General features: G+C 67.7%; 20 protein-coding genes. 8 read left to right on the top strand and 12 right to left on the bottom strand.

Annotation, left to right across the window (positions count from 1 at the left end; all coding sequences use genetic code 11):
• Positions 1–2: 2 nt before the first annotated feature.
• From A5758_RS19905 to A5758_RS19885, 5 genes are all read right to left on the bottom strand, one after another.
• Positions 3–1,406, bottom strand: a complete 1,404-nt coding sequence (locus A5758_RS19905; protein WP_067206428.1) for an NAD(P)/FAD-dependent oxidoreductase — start codon at positions 1,404–1,406, stop codon at positions 3–5.
• Entirely contained in the window at positions 1,403–1,618 is a 216-nt protein-coding gene (locus tag A5758_RS19900; protein ID WP_067206425.1) for a ferredoxin, read from the bottom strand. Before A5758_RS19900 ends, A5758_RS19905 begins: the two co-directional genes overlap by 4 nt.
• Positions 1,619–1,727: 109 nt before the next feature.
• A complete protein-coding gene (locus A5758_RS19895; RefSeq protein WP_067206422.1) occupies positions 1,728–1,979 on the bottom strand; it encodes a hypothetical protein in 252 nt (83 codons plus the stop codon).
• A 1-nt stretch (position 1,980) separates the two neighbouring features.
• Positions 1,981–2,226, bottom strand: a complete 246-nt coding sequence (locus tag A5758_RS19890) for a DUF6480 family protein (protein WP_067743474.1) — start codon at positions 2,224–2,226, stop codon at positions 1,981–1,983.
• A gap of 240 nt (positions 2,227–2,466) precedes the next feature.
• The gene (locus A5758_RS19885; RefSeq protein WP_067743469.1) at positions 2,467–2,721 is read right to left on the bottom strand and encodes a hypothetical protein; all 255 of its coding nucleotides are present in this window, start codon (positions 2,719–2,721) and stop codon (positions 2,467–2,469) included.
• A 246-nt stretch (positions 2,722–2,967) separates the two neighbouring features.
• Here A5758_RS19885 and A5758_RS19880 point away from each other — a divergent pair, with 246 nt between their 5' ends.
• Positions 2,968–3,525, top strand: a complete 558-nt coding sequence (locus A5758_RS19880; RefSeq protein ID WP_067743467.1) for a CsbD family protein — start codon at positions 2,968–2,970, stop codon at positions 3,523–3,525.
• Between the two features lie 26 nt (positions 3,526–3,551).
• Positions 3,552–4,226 (top strand): IF2 family translation initiation factor, encoded by a 675-nt coding sequence (locus A5758_RS19875; RefSeq protein WP_067743465.1) that lies wholly within the window; start codon positions 3,552–3,554, stop codon positions 4,224–4,226.
• 12 nt (positions 4,227–4,238) lie between these two features.
• Here the strand turns inward: A5758_RS19875 and A5758_RS19870 are convergent, their stop codons facing one another.
• From A5758_RS19870 to A5758_RS19860, 3 genes are all read right to left on the bottom strand, one after another.
• Positions 4,239–4,916: a cutinase family protein gene (locus A5758_RS19870; protein WP_067743463.1), complete on the bottom strand. Its 678-nt coding sequence runs from the start codon at positions 4,914–4,916 to the stop codon at positions 4,239–4,241.
• 105 nt (positions 4,917–5,021) lie between these two features.
• Positions 5,022–5,363, bottom strand: a complete 342-nt coding sequence (locus tag A5758_RS19865) for a DUF3253 domain-containing protein (RefSeq protein WP_082939780.1) — start codon at positions 5,361–5,363, stop codon at positions 5,022–5,024.
• Positions 5,364–5,365: 2 nt separating this feature from the next.
• Positions 5,366–6,139 carry an enoyl-CoA hydratase/isomerase family protein gene (locus tag A5758_RS19860; RefSeq protein ID WP_067743461.1) on the bottom strand — a complete coding sequence of 258 codons (774 nt, stop codon included), beginning with the start codon at positions 6,137–6,139 and terminating at the stop codon, positions 5,366–5,368.
• 115 nt (positions 6,140–6,254) lie between these two features.
• Here A5758_RS19860 and hrpA point away from each other — a divergent pair, with 115 nt between their 5' ends.
• The gene (gene hrpA / locus A5758_RS19855; RefSeq protein ID WP_067743459.1) at positions 6,255–10,163 is read left to right on the top strand and encodes an ATP-dependent RNA helicase HrpA; all 3,909 of its coding nucleotides are present in this window, start codon (positions 6,255–6,257) and stop codon (positions 10,161–10,163) included.
• Between the two features lie 115 nt (positions 10,164–10,278).
• Positions 10,279–11,778, top strand: a complete 1,500-nt coding sequence (locus A5758_RS19850) for an FAD-dependent monooxygenase (RefSeq protein ID WP_067743457.1) — start codon at positions 10,279–10,281, stop codon at positions 11,776–11,778.
• Here the strand turns inward: A5758_RS19850 and A5758_RS19845 are convergent.
• Positions 11,775–11,957 carry a hypothetical protein gene (locus tag A5758_RS19845; RefSeq protein ID WP_067743455.1) on the bottom strand — a complete coding sequence of 61 codons (183 nt, stop codon included), beginning with the start codon at positions 11,955–11,957 and terminating at the stop codon, positions 11,775–11,777. The two genes, A5758_RS19850 and A5758_RS19845, sit on opposite strands and share 4 nt — an antisense overlap.
• A gap of 161 nt (positions 11,958–12,118) precedes the next feature.
• Between A5758_RS19845 and zwf the strand changes: the two genes are divergently transcribed.
• A complete protein-coding gene (zwf, locus tag A5758_RS19840; RefSeq protein WP_067743453.1) occupies positions 12,119–13,624 on the top strand; it encodes a glucose-6-phosphate dehydrogenase in 1,506 nt (501 codons plus the stop codon).
• 9 nt (positions 13,625–13,633) lie between these two features.
• Here the strand turns inward: zwf and A5758_RS19835 are convergent, their stop codons facing one another.
• Positions 13,634–14,557, bottom strand: a complete 924-nt coding sequence (locus A5758_RS19835) for a class I SAM-dependent methyltransferase (RefSeq protein ID WP_067743452.1) — start codon at positions 14,555–14,557, stop codon at positions 13,634–13,636.
• A gap of 161 nt (positions 14,558–14,718) precedes the next feature.
• Between A5758_RS19835 and A5758_RS19830 the strand changes: the two genes are divergently transcribed.
• The gene (locus A5758_RS19830) at positions 14,719–15,600 is read left to right on the top strand and encodes a CoA ester lyase (RefSeq protein ID WP_067743450.1); all 882 of its coding nucleotides are present in this window, start codon (positions 14,719–14,721) and stop codon (positions 15,598–15,600) included.
• Positions 15,601–15,610: 10 nt separating this feature from the next.
• Here A5758_RS19830 and A5758_RS19825 read toward each other — a convergent pair whose 3' ends face one another.
• Entirely contained in the window at positions 15,611–16,357 is a 747-nt protein-coding gene (locus A5758_RS19825) for a sensor domain-containing protein (RefSeq protein WP_067743902.1), read from the bottom strand.
• Between the two features lie 408 nt (positions 16,358–16,765).
• Between A5758_RS19825 and A5758_RS19820 the strand changes: the two genes are divergently transcribed.
• Positions 16,766–17,191: a hypothetical protein gene (locus tag A5758_RS19820; RefSeq protein WP_067743447.1), complete on the top strand. Its 426-nt coding sequence runs from the start codon at positions 16,766–16,768 to the stop codon at positions 17,189–17,191.
• 202 nt (positions 17,192–17,393) lie between these two features.
• Positions 17,394–18,629, top strand: a complete 1,236-nt coding sequence (locus tag A5758_RS19815; protein WP_156622721.1) for an osmoprotectant NAGGN system M42 family peptidase — start codon at positions 17,394–17,396, stop codon at positions 18,627–18,629.
• Between the two features lie 11 nt (positions 18,630–18,640).
• On the opposite strand, the gene A5758_RS19810 is transcribed toward A5758_RS19815, so the two are convergent.
• Positions 18,641–19,414, bottom strand: a complete 774-nt coding sequence (locus tag A5758_RS19810) for a class I SAM-dependent methyltransferase (protein ID WP_067743444.1) — start codon at positions 19,412–19,414, stop codon at positions 18,641–18,643.
• Between the last annotated feature and the right edge of the window lie 26 nt (positions 19,415–19,440).

Here is a 19,440-nt window from a genome sequence, read left to right as displayed (position 1 = left end):
CGTCAGCGGACCCGGGGCCGGAATTCGGCACCACGCGAGGTCGGGTCGTGTCCGGTCAGCACCACGTCGGGCATGGCGGTCGGTTCGCGGGGATCGGGGAACCGGGCCGGCATCGGCTCAAAGATGACCGGACGGTCGTATCCCGGCGGGGGCGGCGGGAAGGGCGCCGACCGCTCGATGAGCGAGGCGTAGTACGGCAACCATTTGCCATGGTTGAACGTCACCGCCCCCACGATTCGACCCCGGTAGCCGTAGGCGGCCGCGAAGCGGCGTTCCGTGATCGAACCCTGGGTGAAGACGATCTCGTCGCCGAACGAGCACACTCCGACGCTTTTGATGTTGACGCCGAACTGGCCGGACCAGAACGACGGCAGCGGCAGGTGCGGCCGGCGCCCCAGCTCCAGGCTGATCATATTGTTCGCCGCCACCTCGGCGCCGAAAACTGCGTTGTCCCAATGCTCTTGGGACATGAACTGGTACTCGTAGAGGACATGCGGCGCGCGCGCGACGTCTCCGGCGACGAAGATGTTGTCGGTCACCACACCGTTGATGTCGAACGCGCGGCAGCCGGCGTCGCACGCCACTCCCCAAAAGCCACTCGCCAGCTGTGCGCCGTCGAGCCATTCCACGTTGCGGATCGATCCCAGCGAGGCGACCACCACGTCGACGTCCAGCAGGGTGCCGTCCGAGAGGCGGGCGGCACAAACGCGGCCGTCGGCGTCGCCGTCGAGGCCGTCGACCGCCACACCCGTGCGCAGGTCGACACCGGCCTCGATCTGCATTCGTGCGGCGATATCGCCGATCACGCCGCCGAGCGCGCCGGCGAGCGGCGCCTTGCCGCGCTCGGCGACCGTCACCGGCAGGTCGAGGTCCCGGCAGACCGACGCGATCTCTGAACCCACGAAACCGGACCCGACGACGAGCACCCGGCGGGGTCGGTCCTTCAGCGCGGCGGCCAACCTTGCCGCATCATCACGGGTGCGCACGGTGAACAAACCGGTCAGGGCGGCCTCCTCCGGGTTGAACCATGGCCGGGCCCTGGTCCCGGTGGCGATCAGCAGCCGGTCGTAGTCGACCTTCTCGCCGTTGGCCAGCAACACTTGACGGTTGGACCGGTCCAATCCCACCGCCGCGACGCCTAACCGCCAGTCCGCGTCGACGGTTCTCAGGCGGGGCAGCTTCGTGTGGTCGGCGGGCACCCAACCCTTCAATACCTGCTTCGACAGGGGCGGGCGGTCGTAGGGCTCATGCGGCTCGTCACCGATGATGGTGAGCGGGCCTCGAAACCCTTTCTGCCGCAACGTTTCGGCCGCACGCAGGCCGGCCAGTGAGGCGCCGACGATGACGATTCGGCCATCGGACTTGAACGAATCGACGAGCTGGCTGACGAGGGAAGCGGTGCTCACCGGGCGTCCCGGTCAGCGGGCGGATCCACTTCGAGGATGATCGCCTGCACCGGGCAGGAGGCCGCCGCGCGCAGCACGCGCAGGCGTTGGGAGTCGTTCGGATTGGGGTCGTAGGCCAGCGCTTCCTCGCCGACGAGCTGCAGAACGTCGGGGGCCAGGGGGACACACTGCGCGTAGCCCTGGCACTTGTTGAGATCGACGACCAGCCGCATGCTCCGACCTTCCGCCCGTCGGCTACTAGCCCCCTTCCGGGCAGACTACTTCGCCGCGGCCTTCGGCTGCGGAGTTCACGGAGATTTCCTGCAGCGGCCGCAGCGAGTGTCAGGCACCCAAATTGCGGAGCGCAGTGTCGAGCTCCTCGGCCTGTTCGGCCAGCTCGCGTTCCGAGAGCTGCGCGCCCCCGGCCCGGTCCAGCACCTCTTGGCGCGTCGCGATCTGTAGGGCGCCACGGTAATCCGGCGCATCCAACTCCGCCGGCGAGGCCACGTCTATGCGGCCCTCGATCGCGACCAGCGCGGCTTGCTCATCTTGGCAGTCGAGTAGCCGCCGGACATCGTCAGCGGTGACGGTCATCTTAAGACGCCCCAACCATTTTCATGACGAGCAGCACCGCTACCGCGAGGAAGACCACGACGAAGACGCAAACGGCGATCACCGTGAGTACGGAACTGGGGGTGAATCGCCCGGTGGGCGGCGGTTGGTGCTCACCCAGGCCCGCTGTTTGCGGCGCCGCAGGGGGGGTGGATCCCGGTGGGACGCCGCCACCGGCCTCGAGCCCGGGCGTTTGTACCGGGTCGGGATTAGGGGGCTGTGCTGTCATCGCTGACGCCCGTCCTTTCCTGGGCTTTCGGTGTCGCTCACCCGGCTTTCATGCCGGGTCGCATCGCCACCCGGACGCAGTCGTCCGTGTTCTCGAACAACTCACGCCGCTCCGTTGGGACGTTGCATTCCCGCCCAGAACGCGCCCAAACGGAATGCTGCGATTACTGGGCAATCAGCGGCGCCCGCCCTGCGATCGCGTCACGTATGAGCAGCATCCGGGCGGTTGGACGCCGAGTACCTAGGATTCCGAGTGCGGAGTGGGACTTTGCACGGATTCCCACTTCGACTCCAGCGACCTCGTCACCGTGGTGCCGGCGGGCAGGTCGAGCTGAAAGGTCTCCCCGTCGTCGCCCTGGAAGGTGACGGTGTAACCGGCGTCGGTGGAGTCTTTGAACACCACCTTGTAGGGCTGTTCGCCCGACCCACAGTCGACGGCGATGAAGTCGCCAGGGGTGACGTCGTCGATGAGGTCGTTACCGGAGGCTTTCGACATACGGTCGACCGTAGTCGATCGGCCACCCGCGCCTGTACCGCGCTGAGTGCCGCCCATCCGCGACAACCGCACCCGGTTCGAATTTTGTTGCAGTGCTGGCGAATTCATTAACATCCGGGCCGCCCATCCGGCTCCACGCGTGGGTGACGCAGGTCACATGCGGGTTTGATCGGCGTCATCGGTGGAACCACTTGGCGTGACACGAACGCACGCAATTCTTGGCTAAAGGCCGCAAGGAGATTTTCGATGAGCGAGCAGAACAAAGCCGACGAAGCGCGCAGGGGCCTGATCGATTCGGTCAAAGGCAAAGCCAAAGAGGTCGTCGGGGCCGTTACCGGCAACGAGTCGCTGACCGCCGAGGGGCAACTCGAGCAGACCCAGGCGCACGAGCGCAAGGAAGCGAACGCGATGGAGGCCGTCGCCGAGGCGCAGGCCAAGCAGGCGCAGGACGCCGCGGCCGAGGCCAAGGTACAGGGCGCCCAAGAGCGCGTCGCGGCAAACGCACAAGCGGTCGCCGCCGAGGAATCGATCGAAGCCCAGGCGGTGGCTCAGAAGCGGGCCGCCGAGCAGGCCGCGCGGCAGCGGGCGACCGCCGAGACGACCCAGGCCGAGCTGGACGCGCAGCGGGAAGCGCAGCGAGCGAAGGCCGAAGAGCGCGCCGAGATCCGTGAAGCGTCGGAGGACATCATCGACGCCGTCGCCGAGCACCAGACGTCGGTCCAGGTGGCGCGCAACGAAGAGTCGGAGGCCGACCGCCTGCGACGTCAAGCCCAGAACGTGACCGACGAAGCCGACCTGCCCTGACGACGGGCCACACACAGGAGAAGTTGATGAGAATATCCGAAGTCCCGTTCGCAGTTCTGCGGTTCCACTACCAGCTGGCCCGATTCCCGTTGCAGGTCATCGAGGACCGGGTCGTCACCCGAATCCCGACCGAAGCGCCCGCGCGGCTGCTGTTCGAGCGCTCGCTCGGCATGCTGGACACCACGGTCGGCAATGTGCTCGATGACCCGAAGCTGGTCGAGCGGGGGACGGCGCTCGTCGAGCGCAGCGACGCGCTGGGCCGCGCGGCGCAGCTGGACGCGAAGGCCGCGGCCCGCAAGGAACAGGCCGACGCGAAGCTGAAGGGCGCCCGCGACGAGGCGATCGAGGACCGGCAGGAAGCGCAGGCGGCCACGCAGCAGGAGATCACAGAGGCCCGCAACGCCGCCGAGCAACGCAAACGGGAAACCGCGCAATCGGCCCAGCAGCAGAGCGCCGCGGCGAAGCGGCGCGCCGACGAGGCGGCGGACAGGCAGAAGCGGACGGTCGAGTCGGCTAAACGCCAGGTGGAGACCAGGACTCAGGCCGCCGAGAAGGCCGCGTCCAAGGCCGCGGCGGCGAAGATCGACGAGGCCGAGGACAAGCTGGGCGACGCCGCCGAAAAGCGCTCCGAGGCGGACCGCGTCGCGCAACTGGCGGCCGCCGAGAAGCGGCAGCGGCAAGAGGAACGCGCGAACGACTGACGGGCGCGCGCCTCAGACGCGCGGCGCCGGGCCCTGGTTGATCTTGTTGGCCGCGAACGTCGCGGCCTGGGCGGTCATTCCGGCGTCGATGTAGGAGACGTGCGCCATGATGTTGCCGCCTCCGGAGCAGATCGGGTCGTCGGGGGCGCACAGGCTGATGGTCTTGGATCCGTACGCCGGATTGATCGTCGGTAGCGGTTGTCCGCCCCACAACATGGACGAGAATCCGCTGCTGGGTTCGCCGAAGAGGGCGACGGCGGCGACGTGATCGGCGGCCGAGGGCGGCATCGCGTTGGTCGCCAGATCGATCACCGTCGAGCCCTGCGAGTATCCGCCGAGGACGATCCTCGAGTTCGGGCAGCTGGCGACGGTGTCTTGGATGTGCGTGCTCGCGTCAGTGGATCCGGCGTTCGCGCTGTTGTGGTAGTCGTCGTTGGCCGGATAGTTGACCGCGTAGACGTCGACGGACTTACCGCCGAGCTGCGAGGTGAGCGAGTCCACGAACGCCTGCCCGATGTTGCCCACACCGGGCTCCTGATGAGTGCCGCGGGCGAAGACCACCGAGACGTCGGAGCATGCGTCGGCGGCAGCGGTGGGCAGGACTGACGATTCCCAGACGGGGATGCTCAGTGCAGCCCAGGTCGTCGCCACCGACACACCAACTATGCGACCAAATCTGCGTCCACTCATGCCGAAATCCTGTCACATCACCAGCCGCAGCGGTCCCGCCGGTTGACGCTGGGGCGAGGAAGCGAACGCATACCGCCGAATCATGTTGCGGCGCAACGGAAGCTCTCAGTCGGCGGTAGTCCGGATGCGAATGGGGCCGGTCCAGTCGCCCTCGGGATCGACGGCGGTGCCGCGCTGCGTGATCTCCACGTCACCCGATCTGGCGAGCTGCCGCGCGACGTCACGCGCGTCGGGCATCAGCTCGCGCCAGTTCTCGCCACCCACGGCCCGGGCGGCGTCCGACGGGCAGATGCTGCTCCGCGGGCCGCGGTGCTCGGCCAGCGCGCGGATCGACGATTCCAGTCGCCGCCTGATCGGCCCGTCCCCGAGCGCGATCTCGGCATGGTCGGCGCCGGGCCCACCGCCCTCACGGACCATGCCCAGCTCGGCACGCAATCGCTCACCCATTCCTAGCGGCCGCGCCACTGGGGCTTGCGCTTCTCGGCCCACGCCCGGAGCCCCTCGGCGACGTCCTCGGTCGCCCCGGCCACCTTGCGCATGGTCTCCCCGAAGCGAACGGCCTCGATCCAGCCCATGTCCGCCGTCCGCCACGCCACTTCCTTGGTCGCCCGCTGGGCCAGGGGAGCGGCCTCGGTCAGGGTCCGGGCCCAGGCCCGGGCCTCAGCCTGCAAGTCGTCCGGCTCTACGAGCTTCCACACCAGGCCGATCTCCTTGGCCCGCTCGGCGCTCATGGGCTTGCCGGTCAGGAGGAGTTCCATGGCGTTGGCCCAGCCGACCCGCTGGGGCAGCCGGATGGCCCCGACGATGGTGGGCACGCCGATCGACACCTCCGGAAAGCAGAAGGTCGCCTCGGTGCTGGCGATGACGAAGTCGCAGAAGAGCACGCCGGTCACTCCGTAGCCGATGCAAGGCCCGTGCACGGCGGCGATGGTCGGCTTGAACAACTCCATCCCGGACTCGAAGGAGTTGATCGTCGGCTTCTCCCAGAAGGTGCCGCCGAAGGTGCCCACCGAGCCCTCGCCGTCCTTGAGGTCGCCGCCGGCGCAGTAGACGCTGCCGCTGGCGGTCAGGATCGCGACCCACGCGTCCAGGTCGTCGCGGAACCGCTCCCACGCCGCGTTCAAGTCCTGGCGAAGAGGCCCGTTGATGGCGTTGCGAGCCTCGGGGCGGTTGAGGGTGATGGTGGCGACGTGGTCGTCAAGCTCATACGTGACGAGACTCATGGGTTCACCCTAGGGCGCCGAGTGTGGGCCCTACGTATGAAAACTGGCTCGAATTCGTTCGTAGACCCACGCTCGGCGAACGGCCCACGGCGACCGCACGCCTACCCTGGCCCCAGTGGCCGAACTGTCCGTCGCCGAACTGCGCACCCGCCTTGACGGTCTGACAACCCGCGACGCCGCACGCCTCGGAAGGCGCCTGAAGAACCTGCGCGGAGCCAAACCCGACCAGCTCCGACAACTCGCCGAGCAGATCACCCGGGCCGAAGCGCTCGTCGCCACGCGGCAGGCCGCGGTGCCGGCCATCAGCTATCCCGATCTCCCGGTCAGCGGGCGCCGGCAGGAGATCGCCGACGCGATTCGGGCGAACCAGGTCGTCGTCGTCGCCGGTGAAACCGGTTCGGGAAAGACCACGCAACTGCCCAAAATCTGTCTCGACGCCGGCCGGGGCGTCCGCGGAACCATCGGGCACACCCAGCCCCGGAGGCTGGCCGCCCGCACGGTCGCGCAGCGCATCGCCGACGAATTGGGCGGCCCGCTCGGCGAGACTGTCGGCTACACGGTCCGGTTCACCGATCAGGTCAGCGACCGCACCCTGGTGAAGCTGATGACCGACGGCATCCTGCTCGCCGAGATTCAGCGGGACCGCAGACTGCTGCGCTACGACACACTGATCCTCGACGAGGCCCATGAGCGCAGCCTGAACATCGACTTCCTACTGGGTTACCTGCGCGAGCTGCTTCCGCGCCGCCCGGACCTGAAGGTGATCGTCACCTCGGCGACCATCGAGCCGCAACGGTTCGCGGACCACTTCGGCGGTGCACCGATCCTCGAAGTGTCCGGGCGTACGCACCCGGTCGAGATCCGCTACCGTCCGCTGGAAGTCCCCGTGTCAAGCGGCCGGGAGGATGATCCCGACGACCCAGACCACGAGATCGTGCGCACCGAGACCCGTGACGAGGTCGAGGCGATCGTCGACGCGATCGCTGAGCTCGAGGCCGAACCAGCCGGGGACGTCCTGGTGTTCCTCTCGGGCGAACGCGAAATCCGGGATACCGCCGAGGCTTTGGGCGGACTGAGAAACACCGAGGTGCTTCCGCTGTACGCCCGGTTGCCGACCGCCGAGCAGCAGAAGGTGTTCGCGCCCCACACCGGGCGCCGGGTCGTCCTGGCGACCAACGTCGCCGAGACGTCGCTGACGGTGCCGGGTATTCGCTACGTCGTCGATCCCGGCAACGCCCGCATCTCGCGCTACAGCCGCCGCTTGAAGGTGCAACGGTTGCCGATCGAACCGATCTCGCAGGCCTCTGCCGCTCAACGGGCGGGCCGCTGCGGCCGGGTCGCGGCCGGCGTGTGCATCCGCCTGTACTCCGAGCAGGATTTCGCGGCCCGTCCGCGCTACACCGAGCCCGAGATCCTGCGGACCAACCTCGCCGCGGTGCTGTTGCAGATGGCGGCACTGCGGCTCGGCGAGGTGGAGAACTTCCCGTTTCTCGACCCGCCGGACCGGCGCAGTGTGCGCGACGGCGTGCAGCTGCTGCAGGAGTTGGGAGCTTTCGACGCCGAGGGCGCCATCACCGACCTCGGCCGCCGCCTGGCCCGCCTGCCGGTCGACCCGCGCCTGGGCCGGATGATCCTGCAGGCCAACACCGAGGGATGCGTGCGGGAGGTGCTGGTGCTGGCCGCGGCGCTGACCATCCACGACCCGCGGGAGCGGCCCACCGACCGCGAGGAGGCCGCCCGTCAGAAGCATGCCCGCTTCGCCGACGAGAACTCCGACTTCCTTACCTACCTCAACCTCTGGCGCTACCTAGGCGAACGGCGGAAGACGCTGACGGGCAGCGGATTTCGCCGCATGTGCCGAGATGAGTTTCTGCACTACCTGCGCATCCGCGAGTGGCAGGACCTGGTGGGGCAACTCCGCGGCATCGCCCGCGACCTGGGCATCGTTGAAGGCACCGCATCCGATGAACCCGCCGACCCGGCGCAGGTGCACGCGGCGCTGCTGGCCGGGTTGCTGTCGCACGTGGGCATGCGCCGCGAGGACGGGCGCGAGTACCTGGGGGCGCGCAACTCGCAATTCGTCCTCGCACCGGGCTCAGCGCTCACCAAACGACCACCCCGCTGGGTGGTCGTGGCCGAGCTGGTCGAAACCAGCCGCCTGTACGGGCGCACCGCCGCGCGCATCCAGCCGGAGGCGGTCGAGCGGATCGCGGGCGACCTCGTGCAGCGCACCTACAGCGAACCGCACTGGGACGCCAGGCGCGGCGAGGTGATGGCCTACGAGCGGGTAACGCTCTACGGCCTGCCGCTGGTTGCGCGACGGCGCGTGGGTTACGCCCGGGTGGAGCCGGCGATGGCGCGGGAGTTGTTCATCCGGCACGCGCTGGTGGAGGGCGACTGGCAGACCCGCCACCACTTCTTTCGCGACAACGCGCGGCTGCGCGCCGAGCTCGAGGAGCTGGAGGAGCGCGCCCGCCGACGCGATCTCGTCGTCGGTGACGACGAGGTCTACGCGCTCTACGATGCCCGCGTCCCGGCCGAAGTCGTCTCCGCGCGGCACTTCGACGGGTGGTGGAAGAAGCAGCGCCACAAGACACCGGAGTTGCTGACCTTCACTCGGGACGCTCTGTTGCGCACCGGCGACACCGCCGACGCCGAGCGGCCGACCGCCTGGCATTCGGGCGACGTCACGCTGCCGCTGACCTACCGGTTCGAGCCGGGTGCCGCCGACGACGGCGTCACGGTGCACGTGCCGATCGACGTGCTCGCGCGGTTGGGCGGTGACGAGTTCGCCTGGCAGGTGCCGGCGCTGCGGGAGGAGCTGGTGACCGCGCTCATCCGCTCACTGCCAAAAGACTTGCGCCGCAACTTCGTTCCCGCCCCCGACACCGCCCGTGCGGTGCTGGCAGGGATCAACCCGGCGGGGCAGCCGTTGCTGGAGGCGCTGCAGCGCGAATTGCGCCGTCGCACCGGCGTTCTGGTGCCCGTCGACGCGTTCGACCTCGACAAGTTACCGGCGCATCTGCGGGTGACCTTCGCCGTCGAGTCCCCCGACGGCACCGAGGTCGCCCGCGGAAAGGACCTCGACGCGTTGCAACGACGGCTGGCCGCGCCCGCTCGTCAGGCCGTGGCGGGGGCGGTCGCCGGCGGGCTGGAACGGGCGGGCCTGCGCACCTGGCCCGACGACCTCGACGTGCTGCCGCGTGTCGTCGAGCGAACGGTCGACGGGCGCGCCGTGCGCGGCTTCCCCGGCTTCGTCGACGCGGGCAGCGGGGTCGACCTGCGGGTCTTTGCGACGCCCGCGGAGCGGGACAACGCGCTGGGGTTCGGGATGCGGCGATTGGTGCGGCTGAGCGTGGCGTCGCCGGTGAAAGCCGTTGAGCGACAACTGAGCCCACGGACCCGCCTGGCGCTCGGCGCCAACCCGGACGGCTCGCTGACCGCGCTGCTCGAGGACTGCGCCGACGCCGCGGCGGACGCGCTGATGCCCGGGCCGGTGTGGACCCGCGAGGAGTTCGCCGCGCTACGCGAGCGGGTGGGCACGGCGCTCGTGTCCGCGACCGCCGACATCGTGGCCCGCATGGAGCAGGTGTTGGCCGCCGCGCAGGACGTGCAACTCGCCCTGCCCGGCCGGCCGCCGCCCGCGCAGTCCGACGCGATCACCGACGTCCGCGCTCAGCTGGATCGACTGTTGGCGCCGGGGTTCGTCGCCGCCACCGGAACTGCCCACCTGGGAGATCTCACCCGCTACCTGAGCGCAATCCGCCGGCGCCTCGAGAGGCTGCCGCACGGGATCGACGCGGACCGGGAGCGAATGCGGCGGGTACGCGCCGTGCAGCGCGCCTACGACGATTTGACACAGTCGCTGCCACCCGCGCGGCAGGCGGCGTCCGACGTCCGCGACCTTGGGCGGCAGATCGAGGAATTACGGGTGAGCCTGTGGGCCCAGCAGCTGGGCACCCCGCGACCGGTGAGCGAGCAGCGGATCTACCGAGCGATCGACGCGCTACGCGACCATACGTGAATTATTGCCCTCCCACTCTCAACCTATAGCGCACCGGGGGGCTTGCGGCAAGGGCGGGGTGATGCCGCACAATCGCTGGCCGAAGCCAATTTTCGCTCTTAGCAGGGGGTTGGGAGTGTTGTCACACGAGAACGTCGACCACGCGGTGCTGATCGCTGGAGGAGGCCCGACAGGCCTGATGTTGACCGGTGAATTGGCGTTGGCGGGGGTCGATGTGGCGATAGTCGAGCGGCGCGCAGGCCAGGACCTCATCGGTGCGCGCGCCGGGGGTCTGCATGCGCGCACCATCGAGGTCCTCGATCAGCGGGGCATCGCCGATCGGTTTCTTGCCCGGGGCCAGGTCGCCCAGGTCGCCGGGTTCTCCCAGATTCGGCTGGACATCAGCGACTTTCCCACCCGGCACCCCTACGGTCTCGCGTTGTGGCAGAACGAGATCGAACGCATACTCGCCGACTGGGTGGACGAGTTGGGGGTGCGGTTCTATCGCGAACATGAGGTGACGGGCATCGCCCAGGACCACAGTGGCGTCAACGTCGCATTGTCCGATGGTCGATTCCTGCGAGGGGCATACCTCGTCGGCTGCGACGGCGGGCGCAGCGTGGTCCGTAAAGCCGCCGGCATCGATTTCCCCGGCTGGGAGCCGACGACCAGCTACCTGCTCGGCGAGGTCCAAATGGATTTCGGGACAGGCGATTCGCCGGTATGGGGCATCCGCCACGATGCACTCGGCGTGCATTCCCTTTCCGCGTCGGAGGAGGGCGGGCCGGTGCGTGTCATGGTCACCGAGCGGCGCCTGGGGCCAAGCAGCGAACCCACGGTAGGCGACCTGAGTGAGGCGCTGATCGCCGTCTACGGAACGGACTACGGGATACACAGTCCCGCTTGGCTTTCCAGATTTACCGACTTGGCGCGGCAAGCCGCAACCTATCGAGACCGGCGCGTCCTGCTGGCCGGGGACGCCGCGCATGTCCACCACCCGGTGGGCGGCCAGGGGCTGAACACCGGCGTGCAGGATGCGGTCAATCTGGGGTGGAAGCTGGGGCAGGTGGTCAACGGCACGTCCCCCGACAGCCTGCTCGACAGCTACCACACCGAACGGCACCCGGTCGCCGCGCGCGTGCTGCGCAACGCGATCGCACAGATGGCGCTTCTTCGCCCCGACGACCGAACCAGGGCCTTGCGCGACACCATGGCCGACCTGCTCGCCATGGACGAACCTCGCCAACGGTTCGCCGCCATGATGTCCGGCCTGGACATCCGCTACGACCTGGGCGACGCACACCCGCTGCTCGGACGGCGCATGCCCGATCTTGACCTGGTCACCGCCGAGGGGCCACTTCGGGTTTTCACGCTGCTACATCGGGCCCGACCGGTGCTGCTCAACCTCGGCGGAGCGGGCCGATTCGACCTGGCTTCCCGGGCGGACACGGTCCAGCTGATCGACGCGGAATATGGCGGTAACTGGGAGCTTCCGGCAATCGGCACCGTACCGGCTCCCGACGCAGTCTTGATTCGTCCGGACGGGCACGTGGCCTGGGTCGGAAACGCCACTAATGAGGGCCTGGGCGACGCGCTCACGGCCTGGTTCGGCGCCCCGCCCGGCCCTTCGGTCTAATCCGGCGGTTCATCGCCCGAGCCGACGGTGGGGGCGCGTTCCCGGTCGCTGGGCTTGCCGGCAACGCCTTCGGCCTCCCGATCGTCGGCGACCTTCTCCTCGAGCCGGTCGACGATGTCTTCGAGCTCCTGAGAGTGGCCCCGGGGGTCTTTGTCGGGTTTCGTCATATCGCTTTCCATCGACTGTGGTCGGGCACGGCCCGTCGCTATCCAGTACCCCATCCGCCGGCTGGTAACCGGGCGGCGATTGTGATCCTCGGTTCATGGCGGCGACGGCCGCGTTGGCCGAGCTAGGAGTGACGGACGCGACATTACGCCGTGGCGGTGGAAGTATCGCAGGGGTGGCCGATAAGAAACCGCAGACCATCTCGTACCCGGCGGCCGACAGGCGTCCGCGCCGCCACGAAACCGAGCCCCTCGATCCCCACGTCATCGTTCTGTTTGGTGCGACCGGGGATCTGGCGAAACGCAAGCTGCTCCCCGGGCTGGCCTATCTGGACCAGTCCGAGCTTGCGCCCGACATCCAGATCGTCGCGACGTCGCTGGAAGACCTCAGTGACGACGACTTCCGCGAGATCGCCAAGGACGCGATCGAGTCGTTCGGCACGCACAAGCTCACGTCCGAACAGTGGGCCAATTTCGCGAAGATCGTCACCTACGTACCGCAGGGGAAGGGACCCGAAGCGCTGGCGGCGGCGGTGGCCGAAGCCGAAGCCGAGCTGGGCCCCAACGTCAGGCGGCTGCATTACTTGTCGGTGCCCCCCAAAGCCGCGCGCGAAGTCATCACCATGCTGAGCGACGCCAAACTCGTCGAGCGCTCGCGGGTGGTGATGGAGAAGCCGTTCGGAACCGACCTTGCCAGCGCGGTGGCGCTCAACGACTTCGTGCACGAAACGTTTGAGGAATCCCAGATCTTCCGTATCGACCACTTCCTGGGTAAGGAGGCCGCGCAGAACATTCTGGCGTTCCGCTTCGCCAACGGACTGTTCGAGCCGATCTGGAACCGCAACTTCATCGACCATATCCAGATCGACATCCCCGAGGCCCTCGGCCTGGATCAACGGGCGAACTTCTACGAGGAGACCGGCGCCTACAAGGACATGGTCGTGACCCACCTGTTCCAGGTGATGGCGTTCGTCGTCATGGAGCCGCCCACGGCGCTCGAACCTTTTGCCATCAGCGAAGAAAAGAACAAGGTTTTCCGCTCGATGCTGCCGGTCAAGCCCTCCAATGTGGTGCGCGGCCAGTACAACGGATACCGCGAAGAGGAAGGCGTCGCAAAGGATTCCGACACCGAGACGTTCATCGCCCTCAAGGTCGGCATCGACAACTGGCGCTGGGCGGGTGTGCCGATCTATCTGCGTACCGGCAAGAAGATGGCCGAGGGCATCCGCATCATCTCGATCGCGTTCCGAGAGGCGCCCCGGACGATGTTTCCGCCCGGCTCGGGGGTCGGGACTCAGGGTCCCGACCACCTGACGTTCGACCTCGCCGACAACTCGAAGGTGTCGCTGTCTTTCTACGGCAAACGGCCGGGCCCCGGGATGAAGTTGGACAAGTTGTCCATGCAGTTCTCCTCGCAGGAGATCGACACCGTCGTGGACGTGCTGGAGGCATATGAACGGCTCATCCTCGACGCGATGCGGGGTGACCACACGCTGTTCAACACCGCGGAGGGCATCGAATCGTTGTGGGAGCGTTCGCAGGACCTGCTCGACGACCCCCCGCCGGCGAAGATGTATCAACCGGGCACCTGGGGCCCCAATGCCATCCACCAACTGATCGCACCCAATGCGTGGCGGTTGCCGTTCGAGCGGGAGTGGCGCGACGCCAGGCCGGACTCCTAGTCGGCGCGGTCAGCCCAGTTCTGCGCTGATGTAGGTGATGGCGTGCCGAAATTCCTTGAGCATTTCGTTGTCGGGAACGACGAAGCCGTAGTCGGCGTATAGCTGATCGGTGGGGTGAGGGGTGACGACCCAGCCGGCGGCAGCCAGGTGTTCTCCGGCGGGTTGGCGCGCCCCCTCCCACACCAGATCGGCGACGTCGATGTCCAGTCCGTGCTTGCGCCACGTGGTGCGCATCGCCCGGGCGCGCTCGTCGGTGAACACGCCCATGTTCGTGATGTTCTCGGTGGCCAGCCGGCTGCCCGATGCGCTGAGCGTGGTGATGCTGTCCAGGAGGCGGTCCTGCGCCTGCGGCGGCAGGTAGGGGAGCAGGCCTTCGGCGATCCAGGCCGTCGGCGCCGTCGGGTCAAATCCGTTGCCACGCAGCGCGGTTGGCCAATCCTCGCGCAGGTCGATGCCTACCGTTCGGCGTTCGGCGGTCGGTTCGGCGCCGATCCGGGCCAGCGTTTCGCTCTTGAAGGCGATGACCTCGGGCTGATCAACCTCGTAAACCACCGTGCCCGCCGTCCAGGCCAACCGATAGGCGCGGGCGTCGAGCCCGGCGGCCAAGATCACGGCCTGACGTATCCCGGCGCTGGACGCCGATGTGAGGAACTCATCGAAAAACCTGGTGCGCACGGCGATCTGCTCGCGACGCTGCTGCAGGCTCAGGGGCATGTCGTCGTTGTCGAGCGGGATCTGGCCGTCGAGCATGCGGACGAAGAACGGGTGCCCGACCGCGCGCACCAACGGCTCGGCGAACCGGTCATCCAGCAGCGGATCGGGCTTGCGGGAAGCCAGCGCCCGGGACGCGGCGACCATCGTCGCGGTCGCCCCAACGCTGGAAGCCAAATCCCAGCTGTCGCCCTCGGTGCGCGCCGAACCAAGTGAAGACACTCGTCGCTCCCTCCTGGGATTCGGCCGCCGCGGCGGCAGGATTTCGGATGTTCGCCGCCAACGGACTGCGCGGCTACACCACCTGAGATCGAAGGGTACTTTCTGCCTAAGCCGCGCTCACCAAGCCCCCGCTGAGCTCGAGACAGGAAGCGAATCACTGGATGGCACCGACTCTGCGCCCGCGCCGCTCGGCGTTGTACCTGCCCGGCAACAAGACCCGCGCATTGGAGAAGGGGAAATCGCTGCCCGCGGACGTGGTCATCCTCGACCTCGAGGACGCCGTAGGACCCGACGCCAAAGCCGACTCGAGGGCCACGGTGTGCGACGCGATCTGTCCGGACAGCTATGGGCCCCGGGAGGTCGTGGTGCGCATCAACGGCTTAGACACCGAGTGGCACGACGAGGACTTGGCCGCCGTGGCCGGTTCGGCCGCCCACGGCGTACTGGTGCCGAAAGTCGAGTCGGGCGATCAGGTCCGAGCGCTGACCGCGACGCTGGTCAAGCTCGGCGCCCCGGAGTCGTTGCAGCTGTGGGTGATGATCGAAACGCCGCGCTCCTTCCTCAGGGTCGAGGAGATCGCTTCGGCCAGCGAGCGACTGGCCGCGCTGGTGATCGGCACCAACGACCTGGTGAACGATCTGCACGGATTGCACGTGCCTGGCCGCGCGCCGGTCGTGCCCGCGTTGGCGTTGGCGGTGCTGGGTGCCAGGGCGGCGGGAAAGGTGATTTTGGACGGCGTGTTCAACGACATCACCGATGAAGACGGATTTCGCGCAGAGGCTCGGCAGGGCCGCGAAATGGGTTTCGACGGCAAGACTTTGATCCATCCGTCCCAGATCGGCCCGGCCAACGACCTGTTCGGTCCGTCGCAGCAGGAAGTCGCCGACGCCCGTAAGGTTGTCGCGGCCTACGAGGAGGCGCGGGCCGCGGGGACCAGTGTCATCACGGTGGACGGTCGGATGGTCGAGAGCCTGCATGTCCGCAACGCGGAGCGGATCCTCGCGCTCGCGGACCTCATCGCGGAACTGGCGTCCGCCTCCTAGGCGTACGGGCTCATTGCTTGTCGACTCGGCCGGCGACCTGGCCGGCGAGTTTGACCGCCAAGTCCGCCGGTTCCTTGCGGACCACACCGACATCGATCGCCACGTTGTTGCGCACGGTCAGCGCGCGCTGGCAGGTCATGGTCAGCAGGACGTTGCCGTTGTCGCGCAGTGTCATCGTCAGGGTGGTGCTCAACATCCCGTTGGCGTTGGAGACCGGTCCCACCTGCCACCCCGTCTCGGGGGTGTCCTGCCCGGCGGGAGTGGTGAATTGGCGGTTGGCGCAGGCCGGCCAGCGCTGCGCCGAGCTGCTGAAGAAGGCATTCGCCTCTTTGGCAGACGGGAACAGCACCAGTACCTGGCCCACCTCGGGATCCGGTTCATTGGAATTCGGGGGAAGGGACGCAACCTCGTCGTCGCCGCTGACCGCGGTGTAACCGCTGCCCGCATACACGGGAGCCTGACCGGGGCCGATGGCATAGACGCAGTCGTCGGGGAATTTCCAGCCCGCGGGCCACGGCTGCTTCGCGTTGTCGTCTTGGAGCTTGTCGTTCTTTTCCTTGCTCTTCGATCCGGTCACACCCAGCCCGCTGTCGATCTCCGCCGAACCGAGCAACAACCCCGACAGCGCCGCCTGCGCGACCGGCGGACGCGTCGAGGTCGTCGTCGACGAGCCCGGGCCACCTTCGTTGCTACTGCCGCACGCGGCAACCAGTAATCCGATGGCCGCGATGGAGATCGCGGCTGACAGTCGGCGCATGTGTAGCTCACCTTTCACGGTCGCGTTCAGCTCTTCAAGCTTCCGCGCGGCCAGACTCATCCACGAAGCTGAGAGGTGGACGGAAGCATAACCGCTCGGACAGCAAATTGCGTGATTCCTCGAAAAGTGTTCCGTGAATCGTCGTTTGAGCCTCGGGATTCATGTCGATCGCGTAGCGCGCCGGCCGAGCCAAGACCGACGGATCGGCCCCGCTCGGCGCCCCGCAACCGGGAATCGTTCGCAGATCAAGGGTTTCCTAGGGCAACAAAGCCGGCGAGTGCCGTCCACCAACGCAGGTACCGCAGCGCGTCTCCGATTCAAATACGAATTAAAACCGCGCCGGGGGTATGTCAGTTACCGGTAAGGTGCATGCAGCAAACGCCATTCGTTGGAACAGAGGAGTCTCCGATGCGGCTAGACCGAACCATGATCGCGGGAGTGGTCGCCATCACGATCGTTGCAGCGGGGTGCTCGAACGGCACGTCAACGTCGGGCTCCTCGTCCAGCCAGTCGGCGACCTCGGGCTCGCAGGCGCCCAGCTCGGCGCCGCCGGCGACGACACCTTCGTCCTCCACGCAAGGCGGCTCCTTCGATCAATCCACCTGCCTGGACATTTCCTTCACGAAAGACAACCTGATGGTGGCCCAGAAACCCGAGGATGCGCGCAAGTTCGCCGACACGCTGGAAAAGTACGGGCCTCCCGAAACGGTGAAGGCCGCGATCGAGCACTTCGTCACCACCGTCGGAGCACAACCCAACGATCCTGACCTCAACGCCAACAGGGATGCGCTTACCGCCTGGATCAAGCAGGTGTGTCCCAACGTCAACCCATAACATCTGATGAGCTAAGTCCGCCGCCTTCGCGCGAGCGAATCCGGTTGCGCCAACGGGCGTCCGGGCACCAGGTGCTCTACCGTGTTGGCAGGCGGGGGACAGGGGTGCCCCCTTTCGGCGGGGACACCTGCCCGGACCGGTGAGTCGACGGTGACCACGCGGTAGGTTGAACGCGGTTCCGGACGACTCGAGAGGAGACACCGTGCGTCACAGCGCGGCCATGGCCGAGGCCGACCGCACGTGGATGGTTGACACGCTGCTCGCGCTGCTGCAGACGCCAAGTCCGGCGGGGCGGACGGACGCGGTGATGCAGCTCATCGGCGACATCTTCGACGACTTTGGTGTGCCGTTCTCCCTGACCCGGCGCGGCGCGCTGACCGCCGAACTCCCTGGGGAATCGGCGGCCATCGACCGCGCGGTGGTCGTTCACGCCGACACCATCGGCTGCATGGTGCGACGGCTCAAGGACAACGGCCGTCTCGAGGTCATTCCGGTCGGCACCTTCTCGGCCCGGTTCGCCGCGGGCGCCCGGGTGCGGATCTTCTCCGACGACCCCGACGAATTCATCACCGGCACGGTCATGCCGCTCAAGGCCAGTGGGCACGCCTTCGGCGACGAGATCGACCTGCAGCCAACCGACTGGGAACACGTCGAGGTCCGCGTCGACCGCAAGGTGTCTTCGCGAGAGGACCTCGTCCGCCTCGGCCTGCAGATCGGCGACTTCGTCGCCTTTATCGCCAGCCCCGAGTTGACCGCCGACGGCTACATCGTTTCTCGGCACCTCGATGGCAAGGCGGGCGTCGCGATCGCGCTTGCGCTGGCCAAGAATTTCGCCGAGAACAAGGTGGTGCTGCCGCACCGCACGATGGTGATGATCACCATCACCGAGGAAGTCGGCCACGGGGCGAGCCACGGCTTGCCCGCCGATGTCGCCGAATTGGTCTCGGTGGACAACGCGGTGTGCGCGCCCGGCCAGCATTCCATCGAGGACGGCGTGACCATTCCGATGGCCGACTTGCACGGTCCGTTCGACTATCACCTGACGCGCAGGCTGTGCCGGCTCGCGCAGGAGCAGGAAATCCCTTGCGCGCGGGATGTCTTTCGCTTCTACCGCTCCGATGCCGCCGCGGCGATCGAGGCGGGCGCGGGCACCCGCGCGGCGCTCGTCGGCTTCGGGCTTGACGGCAGCCACGGTTGGGAACGCACCCACCTGGATTCGCTGCAGGCGGTGTACTGCCTGCTGCACACCTGGCTGCAGACGCCGCTGACCTTCGCCAAATGGGATGCCAAGCCGTCGGGCAAGCTGCGGGACTTTCCGTCGTCGAAGCAGCCTGCCCCGAGCGAGCGGTGGGTGCCGCTGGCCCGCGGGGAACACGATTCACCCGGCGAGGCGTCGCCGGGATCGCACTGGCCGCCGTCGGAGGGCCCCCAGGCCTGAGGCGTTAGCGCCTAGCGTCCGACACCGCGGGGGATCCGATCGGCGCGCCAGCACCGGGACTTCATGGGGACCTCGATCGCTTCGGCCCGGGGGAAACGTGCAGTCAGGGCAGCGCGGGCATTGGCGAGTCGCTCCGCGCGCTCATCCGCAGACGCGATGATCACCCGGCTGTAGGTGCCCACCATTGCGACGACATCGTCGATGCTCATCGTCCGCGCGAACGTGAATGTCTCGCGGGCGACGTTGTGGAAGATCTGCGGGTCGGGGAGCACAACGTTTTCGTGGCGGCGGCGGAAGCGGTCGGGTGATTCAGCCTCGGGTGTGTCCTCGCCCGGCAGCAGGTCGAGGTTGCGCACCCAATCAACGTCACGATCTCGACTGGTCCAGATCAGGCCGAATCGCCCGCCGTCGCGCAGTACCCGGCCGATCTCCGGAACGGCCCGTTGAGGATCCATCCAGTGCCACGCCGACGAAACGAACACCGCGTCCGCGGAAAGGTCGGGAAGCGGAATCGACTCCCCGGTCCCTTCGACGGCACGAACCTCGGGAGACCGCTCGGTGAGTACGGCCCGCATGCGCGCATCGGGTTCCACGGCGATGACCGCCGCCGCCCTGTCCAGAAGTGTGCGGGTGAACAGCCCGGTGCCCGCGCCCAAGTCGACTGCCACCCCGCAATGGGGTGGCATCAGCCAGTCCACGGCTTGCTGCGGAGGGTGCGGACGAAACCCGTCATAGTCCTCGGCGATCGAGCCGAAGGACGTCGCGCGCTCTTGACGATCAGTCACACGCAACAAGATATTGCGGCTCGCTA

The organism is Mycobacterium sp. 852014-50255_SCH5639931, assembly GCF_001665605.1.
Taxonomy (GTDB): Bacteria; Actinomycetota; Actinomycetes; order Mycobacteriales; family Mycobacteriaceae; genus Mycobacterium; species Mycobacterium paraffinicum.
Note: the sequence above shows the minus strand (reverse complement) of the source record. Positions and strands in the feature narration are given on the sequence as shown.

Coding starts and splice junctions, on each gene's coding strand:
- A5758_RS19900 (WP_067206425.1), bottom strand. CDS start 1,618: ATGCGGCTGGTCGTCGATCTCAACAAGTGCCAGGGCTACGCGCAGTGT.
- A5758_RS19895 (WP_067206422.1), bottom strand. CDS start 1,979: ATGACCGTCACCGCTGACGATGTCCGGCGGCTACTCGACTGCCAAGAT.
- A5758_RS19890 (WP_067743474.1), bottom strand. CDS start 2,226: ATGACAGCACAGCCCCCTAATCCCGACCCGGTACAAACGCCCGGGCTC.
- A5758_RS19885 (WP_067743469.1), bottom strand. CDS start 2,721: ATGTCGAAAGCCTCCGGTAACGACCTCATCGACGACGTCACCCCTGGC.
- A5758_RS19880 (WP_067743467.1), top strand. CDS start 2,968: ATGAGCGAGCAGAACAAAGCCGACGAAGCGCGCAGGGGCCTGATCGAT.
- A5758_RS19875 (WP_067743465.1), top strand. CDS start 3,552: ATGAGAATATCCGAAGTCCCGTTCGCAGTTCTGCGGTTCCACTACCAG.
- A5758_RS19870 (WP_067743463.1), bottom strand. CDS start 4,916: ATGAGTGGACGCAGATTTGGTCGCATAGTTGGTGTGTCGGTGGCGACG.
- A5758_RS19865 (WP_082939780.1), bottom strand. CDS start 5,363: ATGGGTGAGCGATTGCGTGCCGAGCTGGGCATGGTCCGTGAGGGCGGT.
- A5758_RS19860 (WP_067743461.1), bottom strand. CDS start 6,139: ATGAGTCTCGTCACGTATGAGCTTGACGACCACGTCGCCACCATCACC.
- A5758_RS19845 (WP_067743455.1), bottom strand. CDS start 11,957: ATGGAAAGCGATATGACGAAACCCGACAAAGACCCCCGGGGCCACTCT.
- A5758_RS19830 (WP_067743450.1), top strand. CDS start 14,719: ATGGCACCGACTCTGCGCCCGCGCCGCTCGGCGTTGTACCTGCCCGGC.
- A5758_RS19825 (WP_067743902.1), bottom strand. CDS start 16,357: ATGCGCCGACTGTCAGCCGCGATCTCCATCGCGGCCATCGGATTACTG.
- A5758_RS19820 (WP_067743447.1), top strand. CDS start 16,766: ATGCGGCTAGACCGAACCATGATCGCGGGAGTGGTCGCCATCACGATC.